The following is a 22,210-nucleotide window of genomic DNA, read 5'->3' as shown; positions in this document are numbered from 1 at the left end:
GCTTCGGGCTTTGTGCGGCAAGATGCAAAAAATCGCCGATAGAACAAAATTGCAGTCTTCGACTATTCGTCTCGAATTATCAGTATTATTCCCGATATCTCATTGGCGCCTTCCTAACGAAGGTCATGCTTTACCCGCCTTTGCGATCCAACGAGCAAAGCTCGCCGCCGATAATGGATCGATTCAGGAGGCGAGCGCGCCGGCCGGACTTTCGACCGGCGCGCTTTCTGGTCGAAACTCGGCTGCGACGGGGTATAATGAAATGCGCTATGCGGTCTTTCGTGCGAATGAGTGACATGGACGAGTCCAAGAGGGACAGCCAACCGGCGACGACGGGCGACGCGCCTGCCCCCACGGCGCTCGTCGCCGACAGGCGCGCGGCGAGAGAGCGGATCGGCTCCGGCCAGCGCGCCCTCGCCGAGACCAAGGAGACGCGCGTCGCCAATCTGACCGGGGCGATGCGGCGGGCGCGGCTCGCCAACGCCGAGCGCTCCGGCGTTCTCGCCGATCTCCGCGACGCGGAAATCGCTCGGCTCGAAATATTGCGCGACCATTTGGACCCCGTCCTCGCCCAGGCGCCGAAGGATTGCGATCTCTTCGACGTCGGCGTCTCGCATGGCGACCGGCCGCGGCTCTTCATCGATCACGTCGGCTTCGTCGAAATGGGGCGCGACCGCCGCACCTATCGTTTCTTGCAGGACACGCGCCATGGCCGCATCACCATCGGCGAGAGCGAGAATGTCGCGACCGTCGTCGACGCGATCACCGAATATATCGCCCATCGGCTGATCGAGCGCGAGAAGGCGCTCGCTTTCGATTTCGCCGGCCAGGGCGGCGCCCGCGCCTTTGCCGGGGAGGCGGCGAAGAAGAAGCGAATTGCGGCTTCCTCGGCGAGCCTCCCGGCTCTGCCTCGTCCTGGCGGCCTCGGCGAGAAGCTCTATCGGGCTATTTTGTTCCTGGCGCAGGGAGCCGGCGCGGCGGCGTTCTTCTTTCTGCTCTGGCTGCTCGCCGCCGATCTTCTCGGGCGCGATTGGGTCCGCTGACGCGCGCGGCGCGCAGCGTTCGGCGTCATTTTTTTTCGTGAGCCGAACTTTTCGCGGCGCGCGCAGCCGGCGCGGCGACAGCCGATCCGAGCAGATCGCGGAGGACGCCGGGTCTGTCGACCGCATCCGCCAGCGAGTAGCGATCCAACGTCTGAAACCATGCGCGGAGCGCCTCTCCGAAGATGCGCTGCAGCCCGCAATTGCCGGCGATCAGACAGCGCTCCGGCTCGACGCCCAGGCAATCGACGAGCGCGAAATCGCTCTCCATCTCGCGCATGACCGCGCCGATCGAGATCTGCGCGGGCGCGACACACAGCCGCAGACCGCCGCCGCGTCCGCGCGCGGCTTCGACCCAACCCGCATGCGCGAGATGATTCACCACCTTCTTCAAGTGGTTCTGCGAGACTCCATAGGCCTTCGCGATCTGCGGAATGGAGCCGCCGCTCTCGCCTGCGACAGCGAGGAAAATCAGCGTCCTGAAGCCGAGGTCGCTATGCAGCGTCAACCGCATCACAGTCTCTCCCTTGCCTCCTCCGCAGCTTTCGCCTAAAACAGGTATCGTAAATACCTGTTTTAAGGAGAGGCAAATGTCCACCCTCTATGAACGCCTCGGCGGCGCTCCCGCCGTCGACGCCGCCGTCGACATATTCTACCGCAAGGTCCTGGCCGACGACCGCATCAACGGCTTTTTCGACTCGGTCGATATGGAGAAGCAGGCCGCCAAGCAGAAGGCCTTTCTCACAATGGTGTTCGGCGGTCCGAACGCCTATACCGGCAAGGACATGCGCGAAGGCCACAGGCGTCTCGTCGCGCGCGGCCTCGGCGACGTGCATGTCGACGCCGTCATCGAGCTCCTCGGCGCCACGCTGAAGGAGCTCGGCGTCCGCGACGAGGACATCGCCGAAGTCGCGGCGCTCGCCAATTCCACGCGCGACGACGTCCTCGATCGCTGAAGGGGACGACGCATGGCCTCGCTCACTTTCGACGATCGGCCCGTTCCGATCGCCCCGAACCAGGACGTGCTGTCCGCGCTGCTGGCCGCAGGCGTGGACGCGCCGCACTCCTGCCGGGCCGGAATCTGCCAGACCTGCCTCAGCCGGGCGGAGGGAGAGATACCGGCGGAGGCGCAGCGAGGCTTGTCGAAAGCGCAGAAGGAGCAAGGCTATTTCCTTCCCTGCGTCTGCGTGCCGAAAGGGCCGCTGAAAGTCCTTCGCGCCGGCCCGTCGCTCGAGGCGACCGAGGTCGGCGTCTGCGCGATCGACCGTCTGGCGCCGACGGTCGTTCGCCTGCGTTTGGAGCCCTGCGCTCCATTCGCCTATCGGCCGGGGCAGTTTCTCTCTCTCGAAACGCCGGACGGCTGCGTCCGCAGCTATTCGATCGCCAGCCTTCCGGAAGCGGAGGCGTTTCTGGAATTGCATGTCCGCCTCTTGCCCAACGGCCGCATGGGTGGATTCATCGCCGAACGCTTGTCCGTCGGCGACCGGCTCGCGGTCCGCGGGCCGTTCGGAGCCTGCTACTATGACGAGGCCGACCGCGACCGGCCCCTCGTTCTCGTCGGAGCCGGCACAGGGCTGGCGCCCCTCTGGGGCATTCTGAGAGACGCTTTGTCGCGCGGCCATCGCGGGCCCATCCGCCTCTATCACGGCGCCCGCGAGCGTTCCGGCCTCTATCTGTCCGAGGAACTCGCCGCGCTCGCCCGCGAGCGCGAGCGCTTTTCCTATATCCCTTGCGTTCTCGGCTCTCTCGGCGCCGCCGATGGCGACGTCGAAAAGGCGGTGCTCGAGGGCGAGCCGCAGCCGGACGCCGCCTCCTATTTTCTTTGCGGCGGCGGTGATCTGGTCAATCGCGTGAAACGGGCCCTGTTTCTGCGCGGCGCCCAATTGGCGAGGCTCCGCGCGGACGTCTTCCTGCCCGCCTCCTGACGGGGTCAGAGCGCAAGCGTCCCGATGTCGCCGATCGACTCGCCGCCCTCGACAAGTCCACGCGCGCGGGCGGAGATCGTCACGGCCTCCCCGCTTCGCTCGATCGAGTAGAGATTATAGGCCGCGCGATGCGTTTGGGTGCCGGAGCGCGCCGAGGCCGAGGCCGCGCCGACCACGGGCGCCGGACCGTGGAGCCCCGGCAGACGGTGGACGCTGATCTTGTGATTATGGCCGTGCAGCACGAGCTCCGCGCCATGGCGGGCGATGATCGCCTCGAGTTCGGCGGCGTCGTCGAGGCCGCGCAGCGGCCTCGCGCCGCCGCGGTACGGCGGATGATGCAGCAGCACGACGCGGACGAGCCCCTCGGCCCTCGTCTTGTCGAGGAGCGCCGCGAGCTTCTCGCGCTGCGCCGCGCCGAGCCGCCCCGTGGCGATGAAAGGCGCTGTGGGAACGGCCGAATCGAGCCCGATGAGCGCGACGCCGCCGCGGCGCCTGAGATAGGGAAAGCCCTCGCCCTCCTCCGAAGTCGTCCAGGGCGCGAAAGTGTCGGCGACGCGCGGGACGGCCGCCGGCACATAGGCGTCGTGATTGCCGGGGGTGAAGCTCACATCCTCTGGACGGCCTAGGCTCGCGAGCCAGCGGCGCGCCGCCTCGATCTCGGCGTCGAGGCCGATATTGACGATGTCGCCGGTCATGACGACATGGTCGGGCTTTTGCGCCGCTATGTCCTCGACGATGCGGCCGAGCAGGCCCATGTCATGCGCCTGCGCGCGCTTGTGCAGCCAGTTGGCGTAGCCGGTCAGGCGCTTGCCGGCGAGCTCGCGCAGCGTCGGCCGCGGGATCGGCCCGATATGGGCGTCGGAGAGATGGGCGAGCAGAAATCCCATGCGAATCCTCAGGCTCCGCCGATGAGAACGCCAGCCGCGAGCACGATCGCGCCGCCGAGCACGATCTGGAACACGGCCTGGAGGAAAGGCGTATCCATATATCGCGCGCGGATGAAGGCGATCGCCCAGAGCTCCACGAAGACGACGGCGCCGGCGACCGTCGTCGCGATATTGAAGGCGTTGGGGACCGCTTCCGGCACGAGATAGGGAAGCGTATGGCCGAGGCCGCCGAGCGTCGTCATCAGCCCGCAGACGCCGCCGCGCAGGATCGGCGAGCCGCGGCCGGTGAGCGAGCCATCGTCCGAGAGCGCTTCGGCGAAGCCCATGCTGATCCCGGCGCCGATCGAGGCGGCGAGGCCGACGAGAAACGTCTCCCAATTATTGTGCGTGGCGAAGGCGGCGGCGAAGAGCGGCGCCAGAGTCGAGACGGAGCCGTCCATCAGGCCGGCGAGGCCCGGCTGCACATATTGCAGGATGAAGAACCGCCGATGGGCGATGTCCTCGGCCGTTTTCGCGCCGGGCGTCAAAATCTGCGCGCCGAGGCGCACGGCCAATGTCTCGTGGCCCTGCTCGGCGGCGGCGAGATCGCCGAGGAGCTTGCGCACGCCGACGTCGGTCGCCCGCTCGGCCGCCCGCTGATAGAAGCGCGCGCTCTCATATTCCATCACCTCCGCTTCCTTACGGATCGTCTCGAGCGAGAGATTGCGCGTGAGCCAGATCGGGCGGCGACGCAGAAAGCCTTTCACATCCTCGCGCCGGATCGGCGGCAGATGGGCTCCGAAGCGCTTCTGGTAGAGGTTGAGCAGGGCGTGGCGATGGGCGGCCTCCTGCTCGGCCATTTCCTCGAAAACCCTGGCCGAAGAGGGATAGCGATCGGAAAGATCTTCCGCGAAGCTCAGATAGATGCGGCCGTCCTCTTCCTCGGAGGCGATGGCGACGGCGAGAATCTCGCGTTCCGAGAGCTCGGAAAAGGATTTCAATCTGGCGCTCCTTGCGCTCGGCGGAACAGCGGCGCTAGTAATCTCGAGACGCCCGTAAGTCGCGCCGGCGGCGATTTGGAGCGGTTCTAGAGTGTCGGGACATGGAACGCCAGAGATTTGAATCGGCGGCCGCTCCCACGCGGGCGTCGCGATGAGCGAGGCCGGCTGGCGGACGCTGCTGACGACGCGCCTCGTGGTGCTCGGCGCCATGGCGTTGCGGCCGATGACGCTCGGCGTGCGCGGCCTCGTCGTCGACGCCGACAATCGCGTGCTCCTGGTGCGCCACACCTATATCTCGGGCTTCTATCTGCCGGGCGGCGGCGTCGAGCCGGGCGAGACGCTGGAGCAGGCGCTCGGACGCGAGCTCGCCGAGGAAGGCAATATCGAGCTCGAAGCGCCGGCGGAGCTGCGCGGGATCTATCTCAATCGCCGCATATCGAAGCGCGATCATGTCGCGCTCTTCGTCGCGCGCGCCTTTCGCCAGAGCGCGCCGCGCGCGCCCGACCGCGAGATCGCCGAGGCGGGTTTCTTTCCGATCGACGCGCTTCCCGAGAGCGCGACCACGGCGACCCGCGCCCGCATAGCGGAAGTCATCGGGGGCGCGCCCGTCTCGCCCTATTGGTGAGCGGCGAGCCGGTCGACATCCCGCCAGCCATAGGCCACCTGCGGAACGCCGCGCCAGAATAGCTCGCGGCCAAAGCGCCGGCCGTCCATCGCCTCATAAAAGCGTCGCGCCGGGAGATTGTCGCGCAGCACGAGGAGGCTCGCCCATTTCAGGCCGCTCGCCCGCATCTCCTCGGCCGCCCGCCGCGCGAGGCGACGGCCGAGCCCCTGCCCCTGCGCGGCGCGGCGAAGATAGATCGCGCAAATCTCGCCGCCGCGGCCGAGCCGGCCGCCGAGGATGAGCTCATGCTCGCGCCAATGCGAGAAGCCGACGGCCTCTCCCGCCGGATCGAGCGCCAGAGCGACGCGGCCCGCTCCCGCGCCGAAAACGCCGCGCCAATGGTCGACACGCTCGTCGAGCGCGAGGCTCGCGAAAGTCTCCGCCGGCAGCAGGCCCGCATAAGTCTCGCGCCAGCAGGCGAGATTGAGCGCGGCGATCGTCTGCGCATCGGCGACCGCCGCCGCGCGTATGAGAAAACCGCTCACCAGGGCTTGGCCGGCGGAGGATCGATGAGGAGGCCGAGATCGCGCCAACCATAGGCGACCTCCGGCACGCCGCGCCACGCGCCTTCGACGCTGATCTTGCGGCCGCCGAGCTTCTCGTAGAATCGCCGCGCCGAAAAATTATGCCGCAGCACCCACAGGCTCCCCCATTCGATTCCGCGCGCGCGCAGCGCCTGCGCCATCTCGCGCATAAAACGTCGGCCGCCGCCGAGGCGTTGCGCCTCCTTCAGCAGATAGATCGCCTGAAACTCGCCGGCGAAGCCCCGCTCGCCGAGTATATCGCTCTGCTGCGCGCCGCTCGCGCAGAATCCGACCGCCGCGCCCTCGCCGTTCAGCGCCAGGAACACATTCGGCGGCGGCTGTTGCGGCCCGGCTCCGCCCAAAGTCTCGCGCCATTGCGCGAGGCGCGCCTCCAGAGTGAAGTCGGCGAGGACCTTGGCCGGGACCAGAGCCGAATAGGTCTCCGCCCAGCAAGCGACGTGGAGGGCGGCGATCGTCTCGGCGTCCTCGGGCGTCGCGGGTCTGATCTCGATCGCGCTCATGCCGACGCGCGAGCAAGACTCGGGCCGGCGCGGCCCTCGATTCCGTCGTTTCGGCGTCTCGAGCGTTTCCAGCCGAAGCGGACCCCGGTTCGGCGTCGAGCTCGAGGATCGATCGGGGCGATGCTTTGTCCTTGCCATCCGCCATGTTATGCGCAGCCATGATCGATCTCGTCATTCGCTTCTCGCCGCAGACGCCGGCCGACGCGCCCCAAATCGAAAAGCTCGAGGAGCGGGCGTTCGGTCCGGGACGCTATGCGCGCACGGCCTATCGGCTGCGCGAGGGCGTCGAGCCCGATTTCTCGCTCTCCTTCGTCGCCCATGTCGGCACGCTGCTCGTCGGCGCCAATCGGATGACGCCCATCCTCATCGGCGAGACCCCGGCTCTGCTGCTCGGCCCGCTGACGGTCGAGCCGGCCTTCCGTTCGCAGGGCCTCGGCGAGGCTCTGGTGAAGAAGTCGCTCGACGCCGCTCGGGCGGCCGGCCATGGGCTCGTGCTGCTCGTCGGCGATCTCGACTATTACGCGAGGCTCGGCTTCGCCCGCACGCCGCGCGGCAAGATCGTGATGCCGGGCCCGGTCGATCCCGAGCGCCTGCTCTATTGCGAGCTGCGCGAAGGCGCCTTCGAAGCGGCCAATGGCAGGATGCGCAGACTGTGAGACGCGTCTTCGGGCGGAAGGCGCCCGGCGGTCGGCAACCGCAGTCGGCGAGCTGCATCTCCGCGCCCACGCCGCGGCCGCTCCTCATTCGCTATGAAAATCTCGTCGCGAACGGCGCGCTCGAGCGCGACGGCGCGCAGCTCGCCGCGCTCGAGCGGCTGGAGGCGCTGGCGCGCGAGCTGACGCGCCGTCCGCCGCCGCCCGCGAGCGGCCTCGCCGCGCGGCTCGGCCGACTGCTCGCACGCCGCGCGCCCTGCCGGACGCCGCGCGGCCTCTATATTCACGGCCTCGTCGGGCGCGGCAAGACGACGCTGATGGACCTTTTCTTCGCGGAGCTGGCGCTCGAAGCAAAGCGCCGCGCGCATTTCCACGCCTTCATGGCCGAGGTTCACGCGCGCCTCGCCGCCGCCCGCCGCAGCGCCGCGGCCGATCCGCTCGCCCACGTCGCGCAGGAGATCGCGGGCGAGACGCGCGTGCTCTGCTTCGACGAATTCTGCGTCGCCGACATCGCCGACGCGACCATTCTCTCGCGCCTCTTCACGATGTTGCTCGAGGGCGGCGTCATCGTCGTGGCGACCTCCAATGTCGAGCCGCGCCGGCTCTATGAGGGCGGCCGCAACCGCGACCTCTTCCTGCCCTTCATCGCGCTGATCGAAGAGCGGCTGGACATTCTGCGCCTCGACGCGCGCGCCGACTTCCGCCTCGAGAAGACGCCGCTCGGCGAGACCTTCTTCGCCCCGGCGGACGCGCGCGCCCGCGCCGCGCTCGACGCGCTGTTTCTGCGGCTGACCGGCGTCGCCGAAGGCGCGCCTATGAGGCTGCGCGTCGCCGGCCGCGACCTTACGGTCCCGCAGGCGGCGGGAAGCGTCGCGCGCTTTCATTTCGAGGAGCTCTGCGCGCGTCCGACCGGCGCCGCCGACTATATGGCTCTCGCCGAGGCTTTCGACGCCATCATCCTCGACGAGGTTCCGGCGATGACATTGGAGCGCCGCAATGAGGCCAAGCGCTTCATCACTCTCGTCGACGTGCTCTATGAAAAGAAGACGCGGCTCATCCTCTCCGCGCAGAGCGAAGCGCGCGACCTCTATCGCGCGCCGACGGGACATGAGGCGCAAGAATTCGCCCGCACCGTCTCGCGGCTGATCGAGATGCGGTCACAGGACTATCTGGCCGACCGCGAAGCGGCCGGGGCCGTAGAATAACCGACTCTTTCGGGCCGGCGGAATCGGATAGAGCGTTTCCCGCCGAAGCGGACGCCGGTTCGGCGTCGGAAACGCGTCGAGACAAAAGCCACAAATCTTTCCGTGTTTCATCGAAACACGGAAAGATTTGTGGCCTCGCGCTCGCGGTCGGCGCGATCGACGGCGTTTCTCGTAAGTATGTTTCATTGGATTTTTTCAAAGGAGAGGCGCGCCTCCTTGTGGTCGAAACTCGACGGTCGAGACTTCTGGCCGGCGTCGTCGCGACGACGCTCGCCGCCGCTCCCGCTTCGGCGGAAGACGACGATGATCGCGCGCCCCTCGGTTGGCCGACGTCGCCCGCCGCGTCCAGCGCGCGAACTCCATCGCGCGCGAGCTCGGACAAGAAATCGGATCGGAAAAAACTGCCGCCGTCCTGGCTCGACAGCTTGACGATGACGGGCTTCGTCGAAGGCGGCTCCACCTTCAATTTCGACCATCCCTTCAACAAGCTCAATTGGGGGCATCTCTTCACCGATCGCGCCAATCAGCCGCAATTCAACGCAGCCGTGCTGACCGCGCAGCGCCTTCCCGACCCGAAAGCGACGAAGGAATTCGACATGGGCTTCAAGATTCAGGGCATGGTCGGCTCCGACGCGCGCTACACGCACTTTCTCGGCGAGCTCGATTATGCGATGCATGACCGCACGCAGATCGACGTGCTGCAAGCCTTCGCGACCGCGCATCTTCCCTGGATCCTCGAAAATGGATTCGACGTGAAGATCGGCCAATTCGTCACGCTCGAAGGCGCGGAACTGGTGGACAGCCTGTTCTACAGCCATTCCTATATTTTCAATTTCGGCATTCCGCTCAAGCAGACGGGCGTGATGCTGTCCGCGGATCTCGCTTCTTGGCTCTTTGTCCATGCGAGCGTGATGTCGGGCGAGAGCACGGGCCTGGGATGGCCGGGCGACAATAACAATTCCGCCTCTTTCCAAGCCGGCCTGCGCATAAAGGCCTTCGACGGAAAGCTGACGATTCTCGGCGCGACGCATATAGGTCCGGAAGACCCCAGGCAGCTCGATCCGCTCGGCGTCGGCTGGCCGAACATTCCCTATGAATGCGCCTGCGACCCCAATCGAGCCTTGTCCTACAGCAATGATCTCACCCTCACCTGGAAGGCCACCGACAGGCTCACTCTGAGCACGGACATAAATTACGTTCTCGACGACGGATGGAATGCGCTGTCCGTCACCGGCTTGTCGGACGGCGTGTTGAGCGCGCTCGCCGACATCCATCATTTCGACGCCTCGCTCATTCCCCGCCGCGCGCGCGGCGTCAAAGGCTATGGCGTGGCGCAATACGCCTCCTATAAGCTCGATGATGTGTTCCAACTGAACGGCCGCGTCGAATTCTGGCGCGATCACAATAACTATTACGTCGGCGCCTATCCCGGCTATTTCGATTACATCAATGTCGAACATGGCTTCTACGCGCCTTCGGCGATCTTCCAGCCGGAGGGGCGCGGCACGAGCTATCTGGAGATCACCGCGGGACTGACGATCACGCCGCAAATCCCCAAAGGCCTGCCGATCACCGGCCTGACAATTCGGCCGGAGCTGCGCTACGACGCATCCTTGACCGGCGCGGCGCCTTTCTTCGGCGCGAGCGGCTTCAGGCGGTCGACCGGCATGTTCGCCATCGACGTGATCGCGCCGTTCACGCTGAAGTGAGGAGTAAGCGTTTCGAAGCGACGCCCTTCGAGAACTATTTGAATTCACATGTTTTTCTGAAAATCGCTTCGCACTTTTCGGGAACATGCTCCAGACGGAAAAGCCCGGTCGCCAGGACCGGGCCCTACATTCTCGAACTCGCGAGATCGCTCACCTTCCCGACAACATGCGGGACATCATGATGAAGGCGGCAATCGTAGCAAAAACCATAATCGCAGGAATGAACAAGCCGTCCATCTTTTCCTCCTGTCCATTATAGCCTCGAGGGCCGTCGCTGGCCGCATTCTCGAATTTGATGCCGTCCGCTCAGGATTCAAGCGGGCGTCGAGCCGAGCCGCTCGAGAAGCAACGCGATTTTGCGCCGACGCTCACGCTACCTCCTCCCCTCCCACCCCCACGCCAGCACGATCGCCCCGAGCAGCGCCGCGAGGCCCCACAGCCCCATCGCCAGCGGCGCGATCTCGACGCCCTTCAACGCGCTCGCGCCGGTGCGCTTCACACCGATATAATCGGCGCCGCCGAAGCTCGAGGCCTCGCGCATCTCCACGATCCGCGGCAGAAAAATCGCGCCGCTCGCGTCTTTCGACAATCGCCGCGCCGTGCCGCCGGTCGCGTCAGCGAGCGGCCGCAGCTTCTCCGTCGTGGAGACCACTTCGCGGAACTCGCGCGGATTCTCCGGCCCGACATTGACGAGCGCGGTCAATTCGCCGCTCTGGAAGCGATAGAGCCCCGTCTCCTTCGCCGCATGATGCGCGCGAGAGAGGCCGGGCTCGGCGGGCGCCGGCGTGATTTGCGACGTCGCGCCGGACGGCGTCGTCATCGTCACGGATGCGGCGTCGTCCTTCAGGCTCTGACGCTCGATCGTAATGTCATGGCCATGGGCGCTCGCGCGCAGCGCCTCCTCCTCGAGGTCCGGCTCCTTCATCAGCCAATGGGCGAGGCGGCGCATCAGATCGACATGCGGGCCGCCGCCCTCAAAGCCGCGCGCCCATAGCCACATCTGATCGGTGAGCAGCGCCGCGACGCGCCCCTTGCCCTCGCGCGAGAGCACGAGCAGCGGCTTGTCGTTTGCGCCGGTCAGAATCGAATTGCCCTTCACCACATCCGCATCGACCTGACGGAACCATTCGCCCCAGGCGGGCGGCTCGCTTTTCGCGCCCTCGAGCCCGCGCGTGACCGGATGTTTCTCCCCCTCCTTGCTCACCCGCGCGCGAAAGGCGCGCTCGAAGAGCGAGCCGTCCGGCCGCGCCGGTATGATGCTCTCGAGCGGCGAGTAATAGAGGCCCTGCACGGTCGCGAAATCCGGCCCCGTGGCGACGAGAAAGGCGCCGCCATTGTCGACGTAACGCAGGATATTGTCGAAATAGACGGACGGAAGGATCGTCTGGTTCGAATAGCGGTCGAAGACGATGAGGTCGAATTCGTTGATCTTGCGGCCGAAGAGATCGGCCGTCGGAAAGGCGATCAGCGAGAGCTCATGCGGCGGCGTCCCGTCGAGCTTCTCCGGCGGCCGCAGAATGGTGAAATGCACGAGCTCCACATTGGCGTCGGAGCGCAGCAGATTGCGCCAGCTGCGCTCGCCCGGATGCGGCTCGCCGGAGACGAGCAGAACCTTCAGCCTGTCGCGCACGCCCTCTATGGTGACGACGGCCTTGTTGTCGACCGCCGTCAGCTCGCCGGGCAGCGCCTCGACCTCGAGCTCGACGACATTGGCGCCGCCATGCGCGACGCGCACGGGAATGTCGACGATCTCGCCGGCGCGCGCGACGATGGGCTCGAGCGTCTCGCCGTCGCGGCGCGTCGCGATGACGACGGGCTCCGTCCCGCCGAGATTGCTGTCGACGACGCGCGCGCGAATCGTCTGATCCTTGCCGACAATGCCGAAGCGCGGCGCCTCGACGAGCTCCAAGCGACGGTCGCGCTCGCCCTCATGGCCGGTGACGAGCGCGTGCAGCGGCGCCTTGAAGCCGAGCGCGCCGGCATTGGCCGGAATATCGTGGACGACGCCGTCCGTCACCAGAATAGCCGCGCCGATGCGCTCGCGCGGGACGTCCTTCAGCCCCTCGTCCAGCGCCTCGAACAGTCTGGTTCCATCCGCCTCGCCGCCCGGGCGCGCGGCGTCGATGAAGCGCGGTTCTATGTCGCCGAGCTTTTGCAGCGCCGCTTCGAGCGCCGATTTCGCGGCCTCCAGCTGCGCCATGCGCTCGCCGAAGCTCTGGCTCTCGCTGCGGTCGAGCACGATCGGCACGATCGTCTTCAAAGGCTCGCGCTGCTCGCGCACCAGCGAAGGATCGGCGAGCGCCAGCAGCACCAGCGCCAATGTCGCGAGGCGCAGAGGCGCGCCGCGGCCGCCCGCGCGCAGCGACAAGAGCGCGACGAGGGCCGCCGCGAGAAGGAGCGCGGCGAGCGCCGGCCAGGGCAGGAGCGGCGTGAAGGAAAGGGAGAGCTCGTTCATTGGCCGAGCCGCTCCAACAGGTCGCGAACATGAACCTGATCGGATTTGTAATTGCCGGTCAGCGTATACATCACGAGATTGACGCCGCCGCGGATCGCGAGCTCGCGCTGACGCGCGCCGCCCGGCGTCAGCGTGTAGAGCGGCTGGCCGTTGCGGTCGGCGGCCCAGGCGGCGGCGAGATCATTGGAGGTGATGACGACGGACGACACGCTGTCGGTCGCCCGCACCGGCCGCGTGGAATCGTCCTTGCTATCCCGCGGCAGCGCCTCGACCCAGGTCTTGCCGTTGATCGTGCGGCCGTAGAAGCCGTCGAGAAGATAGAAGGTCTTGGTGATGACGTGATCGCGCGGCGTGACCTCGAGCGGCGGTATGTCGAGATGGCGCGTCAGATCGCGCAGCCATTGCGTCTCCGGCGTCGGCGCTCCGCCCTCATGCGCGGTGAGCGCGTCGCGCGTGTCGAAGACGATGGTGCCGCCCTGCTTGAGATAAACGCCGATCTTGGCGATCGCCTGCGCCGAAGGCAGCGGCGCGCCGGCGACGATCGGCCAATAGAGCATGGGATAGAAGGCGAGCTCGTCGCGCGCGGGATCGACGCCGACGGGCGGTCCGGGCGCGAAGGAGGTGCGCTGATTGAGCGCGCGTGACAGCGCTTCGAGACCGAGCCGGCTCGTCTCGTCGACGCGCGCGTCGCCGGAGACGACATAGGCGAGCCGCGTCGTCAGCGCCGCCTCGCGGTCGCGCGTAGTGGCGATGGAGGGCGCGTCCTTGGCGTGGGTCTGCTCGGGAGCGGCGCCGAGAACAGCGAGCGCGCAGAGCGCGCCGACGACAATGGGCGCGGCGCGGCGCAAGGCGCCGGACATCATGAGCAGGATCAGCCAATCGGCGAGGAGGCCGAGGAAAACGAGCGCCAGCAGGAAGGGGCGAAGATCGATCGGCGCGCCGGCCCGCAGAGGCGCGACGGAGAGCCCCTGCCCCGCAAAATCGAACGCGCGCAATTCGTCGCCCGGACGCAGCGGCTGCACGGCGACGGGCGCGTCGGCCGCGCCGTAGAAGCCCGGCGGATGGTCGCGGCGCGCGCCGCCGTCATAATCGCCGGCGATCGGACGGGCGGAGGGCGGCGGCGCGCCCAAACGTCCGCGCCCGTCCAGCGTGACGAGCGGCGCCAGCGCCGGCGCGTCGTTGCGGGCGCCGTCTTCGGCGCGGCGCGCGGCGGCCTCGCCGCTGTCGGCGGCGATCCGATGCAGCATGTCGACGAAGAGACCGGAGATCGGCAGATTGGACCAGGCGGCGTCGGCGCTCACATGGAACAGCACGACGAGCCCCCTGCCGCGCCGTTCCGCTGTGACGAGCGGCGTGCCGTCGGTGAGCGCCGCCCAGGTCTTGGCCGGCAGGCCCGGCTCGGGCTCGGCCAGCACCTGCCGCGTCACCGTCACCTCGTCGGGGACTGTCAGGCCATAGAAGGGGCTCGACGGCTCGAAGGGCGCGAGCTTCTTCGGCGTGTCCCAGGACATGGCGCCGCCGAGCACGCGGCCGCTGCGCCGCAGCCGCACGGGGGTGAGATCGTCGCCGCCATTGGCGAGGCGCGCGCCGGCGAAGCGCAGCAGCAGGCCGCCCTCCTCGACGAAACGCACGAGCGCCTCATGCGCGTCCTGCGGCAGCACGCCGACATCGGCGAGCGCGACGATATTGGGCTGCTCGGCGATGAGGCCGGGCAGCGGATCGGCGGCGCCCGGCCGCGGCTCGCGCACCTCGGCGAAAGGCGCGAAGGCTTTTTGGAGATAATATTGCGGCTCGAGCAGCGGCTGCGCGAGATCGGCGCTCGTCCCGCTCAGCACGGCGACGCGGCGCACTTTGGAGCGCCCGTCGAGCAGCGCCGCGGCGCCCGCCGAAGCCTCGCCGTCGAGGCGCAGCAGCGCGGCTTCATTGCGCAGCTCGATCGGCAGATCGAAGCGCGCTTTCGCCGTCTCCCCGGATCCGAAATCGAATCGTGACTGCGCCAGCACGCGGCCTTGCGCGTCATAGGCGGAGACCGAGCCGGAGGAGCCGGCCTCCGGGGAAGCCCGCGCAATGTCCACCTCGAGGCCGGCGGCCGTGTTCTGCGGGGAGAGAAGCGCGCGCGGAATGTGAGCGCCGGTCAGTGTGTCGACCTTTGCGCCGGCTGCGGCGGCCGAATTCAGGGCTTTCGCGAAATCTTTCGCTCCGCCCTGCTCCAGCCCGTCGGCGATCCAGACGAGACGCGTATGCGGATGGGCGGCGACGAACTCGGAAAGCCGCGTGGCGGCGGCGGCGCGGTCGGGGATATAGGGCTGCGGCGCCAGCGCCCGCAGGCGCTCGTCGATCTCGCCGCCGTCCTGGAGCGCCGGAGCGGCCTCGGCCTCCGACATGGGCAAGAGCGCGACGGAAGCGCCGGAGCGCGTCGCGTCGGCGGCAATGGCGCGCGCGGCCTCGAGCCTTGCGTCGAAATCGGACGCCGCCGGCCAGCCGTCATCGATCGCGATCAGCAAGGGCGCGCCCGAGAAGGACGCCGTCGCGGTGGGCGTGACGGCGGGGCCGGCCATCGCCAGCACCGCGAGGCCGGCGATCGCGAGGCGCAGCGCCAGGAGCCACCAGGGCGTGCGCGACGGCGTCTCCTCGCGGCGCAGCAGGTCGAACAGCAGGCGGATCGGCGGAAAGACGATTTCCCGCGGGCGCGGCGGCGTCACCCGCAGCAGCAGATAGATCGCCGGCAGGGCGAGGAGTCCGAGAAGCGCGAGCGGCGCGGCGAAGGCGAGCCCCATCAGACGCGCTCCAATCCGGACGTAAGCGCGAAGCTCAACGAGAGCGCCGCCTCCGCCGCCGGCCGGTCGGTGCGGTGAACATGCAACGAGAAGCCGACATTCGCGGCGGCTTTCACGATCTCGTCCCTATGCCGCGCGAGGCGCTCGACATAGGCCTCGCGCCAGGCCTGGGCGCGGCCGGCGTGCAATTGCGCGCCGCTGTCGGTGTCGAGGAAGAGCGTCTCGCCTTCGAAAGGAAATGTCTCCTCGACCGGATCGGCGATCATCAGCAGAGCGCCGGCCGCGCCATTCGCCGCGAGCGTGGTGAGGCGCTCGGCGAGCGCCTGCGGATCGCAGAGGAAATCCGATATGAGGAGCGCCTTCGCGCCGGCAGGCAGAGCCGCGGCCCCGGGCAATTCGCCGCGCGCCGCCGCGCCGGCGGAAAGGAGCGCCTGCGCGAGCCGCTCGATGATGTCCCGCGTCGATATGGGCTGGGTGAGACCGAGCAGCCCCACGCGCTCGCCGCCGCGCATCAGCACGTCGGAGAGGGCGAGGCCGAGCGTCAGCGCGCGGTCGAGCTTGGGCTCGAGCGCCAGCGAGGAGACGAAGGCCATGGAGGGCGAGCAGTCCATCCATAGAAAATAGGAATGGGCGGCCTCCCATTCGCGTTCGCGCACGAAGAGGCGATCATCGCGCGCCGAGCGGCGCCAATCGATGCGATGTGCCGACTCGCCCGCCCCGAAGGACCGGAACTGCCAGAAATTCTCGCCCGTCCCCGCGCGCCTGCGGCCATGCGCGCCATGGACGACGGTCGCCGCCACCTCGCGCGCGCGGATCACGATATCCGGCAGCCGGCTCGCGAGCCCGGCGGCGTCTATGCCCCGCGCGCTCGCCGCGAGCCGCTCGGAGGCCTCGAAGGCGCGGGTCGAAACGGCGGGGCCCGCCACCTCAGCCGATCCTCTCGACGAGCTTTTCGACGAGTCCGGCTATCGTCCTGCCCTGGGCGCGCGCGGCGAAGGTCAGCGCCATGCGGTGGCGCAGAGCCGGCGCGGCGAGCGCGGCCACATCGTCGAGCGAGGGCGAGAGCCGCCCGGAGAGGAGCGCGCGGGCGCGGGTCGCCAGCATCAGCGCCTGCGCCGCGCGCGGGCCCGGGCCCCAGGCGACATGGGCGGCGATCTCGGCGTCGCCCTGCCCCGGCCGGGCGGCGCGCACGAGATCGAGAATGGCGTCGACGACCCTGTCGCCGACCGGCAATTGCCGGACGAGCCGCTGGGCCGCGATCAGCTCCTCGGCGGAAAGCGTCTTTTGCGCCTCGATCACGCGGTCGCCGGTCGTCTCGAGCAAGATGCGCCTTTCGCTGGCGCGATCCGGATAATCCACGTCGATCTGGAGAAGAAATCGGTCGAGCTGCGCCTCTGGCAGAGGATAAGTGCCCTCCTGCTCCAGCGGATTCTGCGTCGCCAGCACATGGAAGGGACGCGGCAGATCGTGGCGCTCGCCGGCGACGCTCACATGATATTCCTGCATCGCCTGCAGAAGCGCCGACTGCGTGCGCGGCGAAGCGCGGTTGATCTCGTCCGCCATCAGCAATTGCGCGAAGATCGGGCCCTTCACGAAGCGGAACACGCGTTTCTTGTCGGCGGTCTCCTCGAGCACTTCCGAGCCCAGAATATCGGCGGGGAGAAGATCGGGCGTGAATTGAACGCGCCGCTCGTCGAGGCCGAGCACTCTTCCCAAGGTTTCGACGAGCTTGGTCTTGGCGAGGCCCGGCACGCCGACCAGAAGCCCATGGCCGCCGGCGAGCAAAGTGACGAGCGCCTGCTCGACCGCCTCCTCCTGGCCGAAGATCACGGTGGAGACCGCCGCGCGGGCGCGGCCGATCTCATCGAGGACACGCTCGGCGGCGGCGACGGGAGCTGTCTCCAACTCTTGCTCGGTCATTGCTTGTCCTTACGATCGGCGACGCCGGCTGGGTCGCATTTTCCCTCTAGGATAAGCCGGAAAGGAGGCTTGTCGATGTTAAAGAATGATTAATTTCAGTCTGCTCGGCGACGAGAACAGGCGCTGCGGCGAATGCGCCCCGCCATGCTATGATCTTCCACCGAAGCGAGACATCACGAAGGCGGATCGAAAATGTGGCGGGTCATCGTTCAACCGGCTCTGCTGTTCGTCACGCCCTTCGTCGTCTACGCGCTCTATGTGCTGACGCGGCGCCGCTGGCCTTTCGTGGCGGCGCTGTGGACGCGCGGCGTCGTCTCGTCGCTGACCATCGCCGGCCTCGCCACGGCCGTCGCCGGCTTCATATTTCTGGCGCTACTGTCGCCGCGCAACGAGGGGACTTATGTGCCGGCTCATATAGAGGACGGCCGGCTCGCGCCCGGCCGCTTTCAGTGACTTGCCGATTCGGCTGCTCGACAATCCCAAGATCGTCCGCCTGTTCGAGGCGTTGCGCGCGACCGGCGGCGAGACGCGCATCGTCGGCGGCGCCGTGCGCGACTCCCTGCTCGGCCGCCCGCCGCATGAGATCGACCTCGCCACCACCGCTCTGCCCGAGGCGGTGACGCAGGCCGCCCGCGCCGCCGGCCTCAAAAGCGTGCCGACAGGGATCGATCACGGCACGATCACAGTGGTCGTCGAAGGGACGCCTTTCGAGGTGACGACGCTGCGCGAGGATGTCGAGACCTTCGGCCGCCACGCCAAGGTGCGCTTCGGCGACGATTTCGAGAAGGACGCGCTGCGGCGCGACTTCACCATCAACGCTTTGTCGCTCTCGCAGGACGGCGAGCTCCACGACTACGCCGGCGGCCTCGCCGATCTCGAGGCGCGGCGCGTGCGCTTCATCGGCGATCCGGCGACGCGCATCGCCGAGGACCATCTGCGCGTCCTGCGCTTCTTCCGCTTTCACGCCGCCTTCGGCGAGGGCCGGCTCGACGCCGCCGGGCTGCACGCCGCGATTATCGCGCGCGCCAGCCTGCGCCGGCTCTCCGGCGAGCGCATCCGCGCCGAGACGCTGAAGCTCCTCGCCGCGCGCCGGGCGGTGGAGGTCGCGCGCGAAATCTCGCAGGCTGGCGTGCTCGAGGTCGTCGTCGGCGCGACTTTTCCGGCGCGGCTCGAGCGGCTCGCGACGATGGAGGCGGCGCTCTCCCGCGCCGCCGATCCACTGCTGCGCCTCGGGGCGCTCTCTATTCTCGTCCCCGAGGACGCCGACAGGCTGCGCGAAAGGCTCAGGCTCTCGAACGCCGAGCATCGCCGCCTCGCCCATGCGGCGCGGCTTCTGGAGGGGCTCCACGGCGCGAAATCGCCGCCGCCGGAGCTCGAGCTGCTACGGCTTCTCTTCGAGCAAGGACGACAGAGCGCGCGCGACGCGCTGGCGCTCGCCCATGCGGAGAGCGCCGCCGCGGCGACGGAGGCCGCATGGCTGCGCGCGGCGCGCTTTCTCGCCGAGGCGCCGGCGCCGGATTTCCCCGTCAAGGCCGCCGACCTTCTGGCGCGGGGCTTGTCGCCCGGCCGCGCGCTCGGCGCCGTGCTGAAGGAATTGCAGGCGCAATGGATCAGAGCCGGCTTTCCGCGCGACCCGGCGACAGTGACGCGGCTCGTCGAGGAGGCGGCGCGCGACGCCCTGCGGCCGCCACCGCCCTGAGCGCGCGAGAGACGCCGCCCGAAACGGCCGCCACCATCGCGGCGCGGCGAGAGGTAAAAAAAAACCACGCGTTTTCCCGTATGGCTTTTCTTTTTGGCGGCTTACGCGCTATCATCCCCGTGTCGGCCGCGGGAGTTTTGCGTATGGGCGTCGAGACCAGACAGCCGAGAGACGTCGCGCGTCGACTCGCCGAACGCGCCCGCATCGTCAAGAGCGCGCGCAGCGACGGCTGGCGCCGCGAGACCTTCACGCTGGAGCGCGGCGAAGCCCGCGCCAAGGCGCGCGAATGGTTCGACCTCTATCCCAAGGCCGCCTATATGACGGAGATCGAGTTCTGGCGAGAGCTCGACGACGGCCGCATCGAATTCACCATCCGCCGCCTGCCCAGCGCCGATTGAATTGTTTCGACGCGTTTCCGGAGCCGAACCGGCGTCCGCTTCGGCTAAAAACGCTCTATTCGATCTCCACGTCGAAGCTCGGCGCCTCGCTCGCGCCGGTGAACGCATAATGCCACCATTCGGTCGGCAGATTGTGGAAGCCATGCCGGCGCATCAGCGCCTCGAGGCGGCGGCGATGCTCCTGCGCCTCGCGGCTGACATCCTTGCTCGCCGTCCAGGAGCGCTCGTCGAAAAAGTCGAAGGGCGTGCCGAAGTCCCAGCCGCGCACGCCGAGATCGACCGCGAGGCCGGTCGAATGCGTCGATTTCTCGGCGATATAGCCGCGCCCGAACAAATCGCGCTTGGTCTCATGCGGATAATATTGCGCCTTCATGCTCTCGTCCGGGCTCTCGGCCCAATCGATGAAGGCGGCCACCGCGCGGCGGGGGCGATAGCAATCATAGAGGATCAGCTCGAATCCTTGCGCTTTCGCCTCCGCCTGCGCGGCGACGAGGGCTCTGGCCGCATCTTCCCGCAGCCAGCATTGCGCGGCCTTGTAGCCGGGCACGGGGCGACCGGTGAAATTGTCCGAGCCGGCGTAGCGCATGTCCTGCACGATCTGCGGCGCGAGATCGGCGAGGCGCACGAAGCCGGGCGGGAGGGAGGCCGCCGCCGCCGAGCAGGCGACGCAGGCGCTCGCGGCGGCGACGATGTCGCGGGTGGATTTGGAGGTCATGGGACGGGCTCGACATTGACGGCGGCGCGGCGTGTCGGCAGTCTTACCGTAGAGACAGGCTTGTTCAAAGGCGGCGAGACATGCTGATCCGAGACGAGACCGCAGCCGATCGCGCCGCAGTGCGGGGCGTTATCGCCGCCGCCTTCGAAGGCCATCCATTCAGCAATGGGCGGGAGGGCGATCTCGTCGACGCGCTGCGCGACGCCGGCGCCCTCACTCTGTCGCTCGTCGCCGAGGACGCCGGCATTCTCGGCCATATCGCCATATCGCCGGTCACGATCGACGGAGCCTCGCTCGATTGGTTCGGGCTCGGGCCGGTCGCCGTCCTGCCCGAACGCCAACGCCGAGGCGTCGGCGCCGCGTTGATCGAGGCCGCCCTATCGAGGCTGCGCGCCCGAGGCGCGGCCGGCTGCGTCGTCTTCGGCGAGCCGAGCTATTATAGCCGCTTCGGATTCGAGAGCCGTTCCGGGCTTCGCTTCGCCGGCGGCCCGCCGGAACTCTTCATGGCCTCGCCTTTCGCACCGACGATCGCGCGCGGCGCGGTCGATTATCATCCGGCCTTCGCGCTCGTCGGCTGAGACGTCAGCGCCTGCGCAGCGTCACCACCCGATTTGTATTGGTGCCTTTGGCGTTGTTGCCGACGCCCCAGCAATTGCTGGTCTTGGTGAAGCTCTGGCTGTTCACCAGCACGAAGAGCCGCTCGAAGGGCAGTCCCTCGGCGGCGCGCCAGACGAGCCGCTCCAGCAGCACCTTGCCGCCGCGCACCTCGCCGACCTCGAAAGCGACATGGCCGCCCGGCGAAACGACGCGCGCGAATTCTTCGAGACAGGCGCGCACCATTCTCTCCCATTCGGCCTCGCTGCGATGGCAGGAGATCCGCACCGCCTCCGTATCTATGCCGGCAAACCAATTGCGCAGCCAATTGTCGCTCGCATAATGCACGACATCGAGAAAGGGCGGCGAGGTGACGACGAGCCGCACTCGAGCATCTTCGACATAAGGGGCGCGCCAGGCTTCGCCGGTGGCGAGCATAGCCTCCGGATGCGACGGCGGCGCGCCGTCGGAAAGCAGCGCGCGCGATTTGCGCGCGATGAGCGCGGCGACGTCGCGCGAAGGCGGCGTCTGCGCGCGCTTGGCGTTGATCCTGGCCTGGGCTTCGATCGAGACGGCCTGGTTCGGCGGCAGCGAATAGACCGAGAAAAAGCCCGGCGAATGGCCGGTCAGCCGATTGATCGCGACCATTCGGATCCAATCGTCGACGTCGTCCGGCTCGGCGCGCGCGAGGAGATGGCGGCGCAGCGCGCAGAGCCGCCGCAACGTCTCGGGATGATAGAAGACGAGCAGATCGTCCCGCTCGATCGCGCCTTTCTCCCAGGGGATTTCAGCGAGGCGCTTCTCGATCGCGGCGATGGACGGCGGCGCGAGGCGCGGCCGCGTCAGCAGAATGGAGAGCGGATTGATGTCCGCGCCGATGGGCCGACGTCCTTGCAGCGCGGCCTCGATCGGCGTCGTGCCGCGGCCCATGAAGGGATCGAACACGGATTCGCCCGGCGCCGTGAGACGCGAGATGAAAAAGCCCGGCAATTGCGGCTTGAAGCAGGCGCGATAGCTGATCTCGTGCAGCGAATGCGCCTGACGCTGCGCCGAGGTCCAGAATTCATTGACGAGATAGCGGACGCCATCCTCCTCGATCCGCCGCGTCGGCGCGCCGAAGGCGTCGAAGGCGAGCAGCTCGTCGCAAAGGGAGGCGCGCTCCAGCGCGCGAATGGCCATGGCTCAGGCGGATCGGCGGTCCGCCAGACGCGGCAGCTTACGCAATGTGGGACCAATTTCCTTCTGGGCGAGCCGCAATTCGTACAACTTCTGGAGGTTCAGCCAAAATTCCCCGCTCGTGCCGAACCAATGGCCGAGGCGCAGCGCCGTATCGGCGGTGACGCCGCGCTGCCCTTTCAATATCGCGGTGATGCGGTTGACCGGCACGTCGATCGAGCGTGCGAGCTCGGCCGCCGAAACATCGAGCTCTTGCAATTCCTGCGCGAGATGCTCGCCCGGATGAATCGGTGTTCTCGCCATTCGAAGGTCTCCTCTCGCTTCCCACGGCCAGCGCTACCGTCTTTTGCTTTGGCGCGTTTCCGACG

At 67.9% G+C, this 22,210-nt stretch carries 23 protein-coding genes; 11 read left to right on the top strand and 12 right to left on the bottom strand.

Translation table 11 applies throughout. The features are described from left to right. Window positions 1-296: 296 nt before the first annotated feature. On the top strand, window positions 297-1,043 hold the full coding sequence (locus Mspo_RS15160; RefSeq protein WP_306344968.1) for a hypothetical protein: 747 nt from the start codon (window positions 297-299) through the stop codon (window positions 1,041-1,043). Between the two features lie 25 nt (window positions 1,044-1,068). On the opposite strand, the gene Mspo_RS15155 is transcribed toward Mspo_RS15160, so the two are convergent. Further along, a complete protein-coding gene (locus tag Mspo_RS15155; protein WP_159731169.1) occupies window positions 1,069-1,554 on the bottom strand; it encodes an Rrf2 family transcriptional regulator in 486 nt (161 codons plus the stop codon). Between the two features lie 76 nt (window positions 1,555-1,630). Here Mspo_RS15155 and Mspo_RS15150 point away from each other — a divergent pair, with 76 nt between their 5' ends. Further along, the gene (locus tag Mspo_RS15150; RefSeq protein WP_159731168.1) at window positions 1,631-1,996 is read left to right on the top strand and encodes a group 1 truncated hemoglobin; all 366 of its coding nucleotides are present in this window, start codon (window positions 1,631-1,633) and stop codon (window positions 1,994-1,996) included. A 12-nt stretch (window positions 1,997-2,008) separates the two neighbouring features. After that, window positions 2,009-2,965: an FAD-binding oxidoreductase gene (locus tag Mspo_RS15145; protein ID WP_159731167.1), complete on the top strand. Its 957-nt coding sequence runs from the start codon at window positions 2,009-2,011 to the stop codon at window positions 2,963-2,965. Window positions 2,966-2,970: 5 nt separating this feature from the next. Here the strand turns inward: Mspo_RS15145 and Mspo_RS15140 are convergent, their stop codons facing one another. Next, complete coding sequence (locus Mspo_RS15140; RefSeq protein ID WP_159731166.1) at window positions 2,971-3,852, bottom strand: metallophosphoesterase; 882 nt, start codon at window positions 3,850-3,852, stop codon at window positions 2,971-2,973. Between the two features lie 8 nt (window positions 3,853-3,860). After that, window positions 3,861-4,832: an iron exporter MbfA gene (gene mbfA / locus Mspo_RS15135; protein ID WP_159731164.1), complete on the bottom strand. Its 972-nt coding sequence runs from the start codon at window positions 4,830-4,832 to the stop codon at window positions 3,861-3,863. 151 nt (window positions 4,833-4,983) lie between these two features. On the opposite strand from mbfA, the gene Mspo_RS15130 reads away from it, so the two are divergent. Beyond that, window positions 4,984-5,457 (top strand): NUDIX domain-containing protein, encoded by a 474-nt coding sequence (locus tag Mspo_RS15130; protein WP_159731162.1) that lies wholly within the window; start codon window positions 4,984-4,986, stop codon window positions 5,455-5,457. Here Mspo_RS15130 and Mspo_RS15125 read toward each other — a convergent pair. Together Mspo_RS15125 and Mspo_RS15120 are read right to left on the bottom strand one after the other, a co-directional pair. Next, complete coding sequence (locus tag Mspo_RS15125) at window positions 5,448-5,981, bottom strand: GNAT family N-acetyltransferase (protein ID WP_244613470.1); 534 nt, start codon at window positions 5,979-5,981, stop codon at window positions 5,448-5,450. The two genes, Mspo_RS15130 and Mspo_RS15125, sit on opposite strands and share 10 nt — an antisense overlap. Next, entirely contained in the window at window positions 5,978-6,541 is a 564-nt protein-coding gene (locus tag Mspo_RS15120; RefSeq protein ID WP_159731160.1) for a GNAT family N-acetyltransferase, read from the bottom strand. Before Mspo_RS15120 ends, Mspo_RS15125 begins: the two co-directional genes overlap by 4 nt. Window positions 6,542-6,699: 158 nt before the next feature. Here Mspo_RS15120 and Mspo_RS15115 point away from each other — a divergent pair, with 158 nt between their 5' ends. The 3 genes from Mspo_RS15115 (at window position 6,700) to Mspo_RS15105 (ending at window position 10,108) form a co-directional block, all read left to right on the top strand. Beyond that, window positions 6,700-7,197, top strand: coding sequence for a GNAT family N-acetyltransferase (locus tag Mspo_RS15115; RefSeq protein ID WP_159731158.1), 498 nt, complete (start codon window positions 6,700-6,702; stop codon window positions 7,195-7,197). After that, complete coding sequence (gene zapE / locus Mspo_RS15110; RefSeq protein WP_244613469.1) at window positions 7,194-8,399, top strand: cell division protein ZapE; 1,206 nt, start codon at window positions 7,194-7,196, stop codon at window positions 8,397-8,399. The genes Mspo_RS15115 and zapE overlap by 4 nt, the downstream gene beginning before the upstream one ends. Window positions 8,400-8,617: 218 nt before the next feature. Next, window positions 8,618-10,108, top strand: a complete 1,491-nt coding sequence (locus Mspo_RS15105) for an outer membrane beta-barrel protein (protein ID WP_159731156.1) — start codon at window positions 8,618-8,620, stop codon at window positions 10,106-10,108. Between the two features lie 373 nt (window positions 10,109-10,481). Here the strand turns inward: Mspo_RS15105 and Mspo_RS15100 are convergent, their stop codons facing one another. The 4 genes from Mspo_RS15100 to Mspo_RS15085 are packed head-to-tail and all read right to left on the bottom strand — an operon-like array spanning window position 10,482 to window position 17,260. Continuing rightward, window positions 10,482-12,563 (bottom strand): hypothetical protein, encoded by a 2,082-nt coding sequence (locus Mspo_RS15100; protein ID WP_159731154.1) that lies wholly within the window; start codon window positions 12,561-12,563, stop codon window positions 10,482-10,484. Beyond that, window positions 12,560-15,340, bottom strand: a complete 2,781-nt coding sequence (locus tag Mspo_RS15095; protein WP_159731152.1) for a DUF4159 domain-containing protein — start codon at window positions 15,338-15,340, stop codon at window positions 12,560-12,562. The genes Mspo_RS15100 and Mspo_RS15095 overlap by 4 nt, the downstream gene beginning before the upstream one ends. After that, window positions 15,340-16,266: a DUF58 domain-containing protein gene (locus Mspo_RS15090; protein ID WP_159731151.1), complete on the bottom strand. Its 927-nt coding sequence runs from the start codon at window positions 16,264-16,266 to the stop codon at window positions 15,340-15,342. Before Mspo_RS15090 ends, Mspo_RS15095 begins: the two co-directional genes overlap by 1 nt. Window position 16,267: 1 nt before the next feature. Next, window positions 16,268-17,260: a MoxR family ATPase gene (locus Mspo_RS15085; protein WP_159731149.1), complete on the bottom strand. Its 993-nt coding sequence runs from the start codon at window positions 17,258-17,260 to the stop codon at window positions 16,268-16,270. A 192-nt stretch (window positions 17,261-17,452) separates the two neighbouring features. Between Mspo_RS15085 and Mspo_RS15080 the strand changes: the two genes are divergently transcribed. The 3 genes from Mspo_RS15080 to Mspo_RS15070 all read left to right on the top strand — a co-directional run bounded on the left by Mspo_RS15080 (window position 17,453) and on the right by Mspo_RS15070 (window position 19,357). After that, the gene (locus Mspo_RS15080) at window positions 17,453-17,713 is read left to right on the top strand and encodes a DUF6111 family protein (protein WP_159731147.1); all 261 of its coding nucleotides are present in this window, start codon (window positions 17,453-17,455) and stop codon (window positions 17,711-17,713) included. Between the two features lies 1 nt (window position 17,714). Further along, window positions 17,715-18,959, top strand: coding sequence for a CCA tRNA nucleotidyltransferase (locus tag Mspo_RS15075; protein WP_159731145.1), 1,245 nt, complete (start codon window positions 17,715-17,717; stop codon window positions 18,957-18,959). A 143-nt stretch (window positions 18,960-19,102) separates the two neighbouring features. Next, a complete protein-coding gene (locus Mspo_RS15070; RefSeq protein ID WP_159731143.1) occupies window positions 19,103-19,357 on the top strand; it encodes a hypothetical protein in 255 nt (84 codons plus the stop codon). A gap of 55 nt (window positions 19,358-19,412) precedes the next feature. Here Mspo_RS15070 and Mspo_RS15065 read toward each other — a convergent pair whose 3' ends face one another. Beyond that, entirely contained in the window at window positions 19,413-20,072 is a 660-nt protein-coding gene (locus tag Mspo_RS15065) for a M15 family metallopeptidase (RefSeq protein WP_159731141.1), read from the bottom strand. 80 nt (window positions 20,073-20,152) lie between these two features. On the opposite strand from Mspo_RS15065, the gene Mspo_RS15060 reads away from it, so the two are divergent. Further along, the gene (locus Mspo_RS15060) at window positions 20,153-20,650 is read left to right on the top strand and encodes a GNAT family N-acetyltransferase (protein WP_159731140.1); all 498 of its coding nucleotides are present in this window, start codon (window positions 20,153-20,155) and stop codon (window positions 20,648-20,650) included. A 4-nt stretch (window positions 20,651-20,654) separates the two neighbouring features. On the opposite strand, the gene Mspo_RS15055 is transcribed toward Mspo_RS15060, so the two are convergent. Beyond that, a complete protein-coding gene (locus Mspo_RS15055; RefSeq protein ID WP_159731138.1) occupies window positions 20,655-21,845 on the bottom strand; it encodes a DNA methyltransferase in 1,191 nt (396 codons plus the stop codon). Between the two features lie 3 nt (window positions 21,846-21,848). Continuing rightward, window positions 21,849-22,145, bottom strand: coding sequence for a HigA family addiction module antitoxin (locus Mspo_RS15050; RefSeq protein WP_159731136.1), 297 nt, complete (start codon window positions 22,143-22,145; stop codon window positions 21,849-21,851). Between the last annotated feature and the right edge of the window lie 65 nt (window positions 22,146-22,210).

The organism is Methylosinus sp. Ce-a6 (genome assembly GCF_009811655.1).
Taxonomy (GTDB): Bacteria; Pseudomonadota; Alphaproteobacteria; order Rhizobiales; family Beijerinckiaceae; genus Methylosinus.
The sequence above is the reverse complement of the archived record's forward strand: the minus strand, read 5'-3'. Positions and strand labels throughout refer to the sequence as shown.

What these genes read in the sequence shown, in the direction of transcription:
- Mspo_RS15145 (WP_159731167.1), top strand. Translation starts at nt 2,009, where the DNA reads ATGGCCTCGCTCACTTTCGACGATCGGCCCGTTCCGATCGCCCCGAAC.
- Mspo_RS15055 (WP_159731138.1), bottom strand. Translation starts at nt 21,845, where the DNA reads ATGGCCATTCGCGCGCTGGAGCGCGCCTCCCTTTGCGACGAGCTGCTC.
- Mspo_RS15155 (WP_159731169.1), bottom strand. Translation starts at nt 1,554, where the DNA reads ATGCGGTTGACGCTGCATAGCGACCTCGGCTTCAGGACGCTGATTTTC.
- Mspo_RS15060 (WP_159731140.1), top strand. Translation starts at nt 20,153, where the DNA reads ATGCTGATCCGAGACGAGACCGCAGCCGATCGCGCCGCAGTGCGGGGC.
- Mspo_RS15140 (WP_159731166.1), bottom strand. Translation starts at nt 3,852, where the DNA reads ATGGGATTTCTGCTCGCCCATCTCTCCGACGCCCATATCGGGCCGATC.
- Mspo_RS15085 (WP_159731149.1), bottom strand. Translation starts at nt 17,260, where the DNA reads ATGACCGAGCAAGAGTTGGAGACAGCTCCCGTCGCCGCCGCCGAGCGT.
- Mspo_RS15080 (WP_159731147.1), top strand. Translation starts at nt 17,453, where the DNA reads ATGTGGCGGGTCATCGTTCAACCGGCTCTGCTGTTCGTCACGCCCTTC.
- Mspo_RS15100 (WP_159731154.1), bottom strand. Translation starts at nt 12,563, where the DNA reads ATGAACGAGCTCTCCCTTTCCTTCACGCCGCTCCTGCCCTGGCCGGCG.
- Mspo_RS15120 (WP_159731160.1), bottom strand. Translation starts at nt 6,541, where the DNA reads ATGAGCGCGATCGAGATCAGACCCGCGACGCCCGAGGACGCCGAGACG.
- Mspo_RS15115 (WP_159731158.1), top strand. Translation starts at nt 6,700, where the DNA reads ATGATCGATCTCGTCATTCGCTTCTCGCCGCAGACGCCGGCCGACGCG.
- Mspo_RS15160 (WP_306344968.1), top strand. Translation starts at nt 297, where the DNA reads ATGGACGAGTCCAAGAGGGACAGCCAACCGGCGACGACGGGCGACGCG.
- Mspo_RS15070 (WP_159731143.1), top strand. Translation starts at nt 19,103, where the DNA reads ATGGGCGTCGAGACCAGACAGCCGAGAGACGTCGCGCGTCGACTCGCC.
- Mspo_RS15050 (WP_159731136.1), bottom strand. Translation starts at nt 22,145, where the DNA reads ATGGCGAGAACACCGATTCATCCGGGCGAGCATCTCGCGCAGGAATTG.
- Mspo_RS15095 (WP_159731152.1), bottom strand. Translation starts at nt 15,340, where the DNA reads ATGGGGCTCGCCTTCGCCGCGCCGCTCGCGCTTCTCGGACTCCTCGCC.
- Mspo_RS15130 (WP_159731162.1), top strand. Translation starts at nt 4,984, where the DNA reads ATGAGCGAGGCCGGCTGGCGGACGCTGCTGACGACGCGCCTCGTGGTG.
- Mspo_RS15150 (WP_159731168.1), top strand. Translation starts at nt 1,631, where the DNA reads ATGTCCACCCTCTATGAACGCCTCGGCGGCGCTCCCGCCGTCGACGCC.
- Mspo_RS15065 (WP_159731141.1), bottom strand. Translation starts at nt 20,072, where the DNA reads ATGACCTCCAAATCCACCCGCGACATCGTCGCCGCCGCGAGCGCCTGC.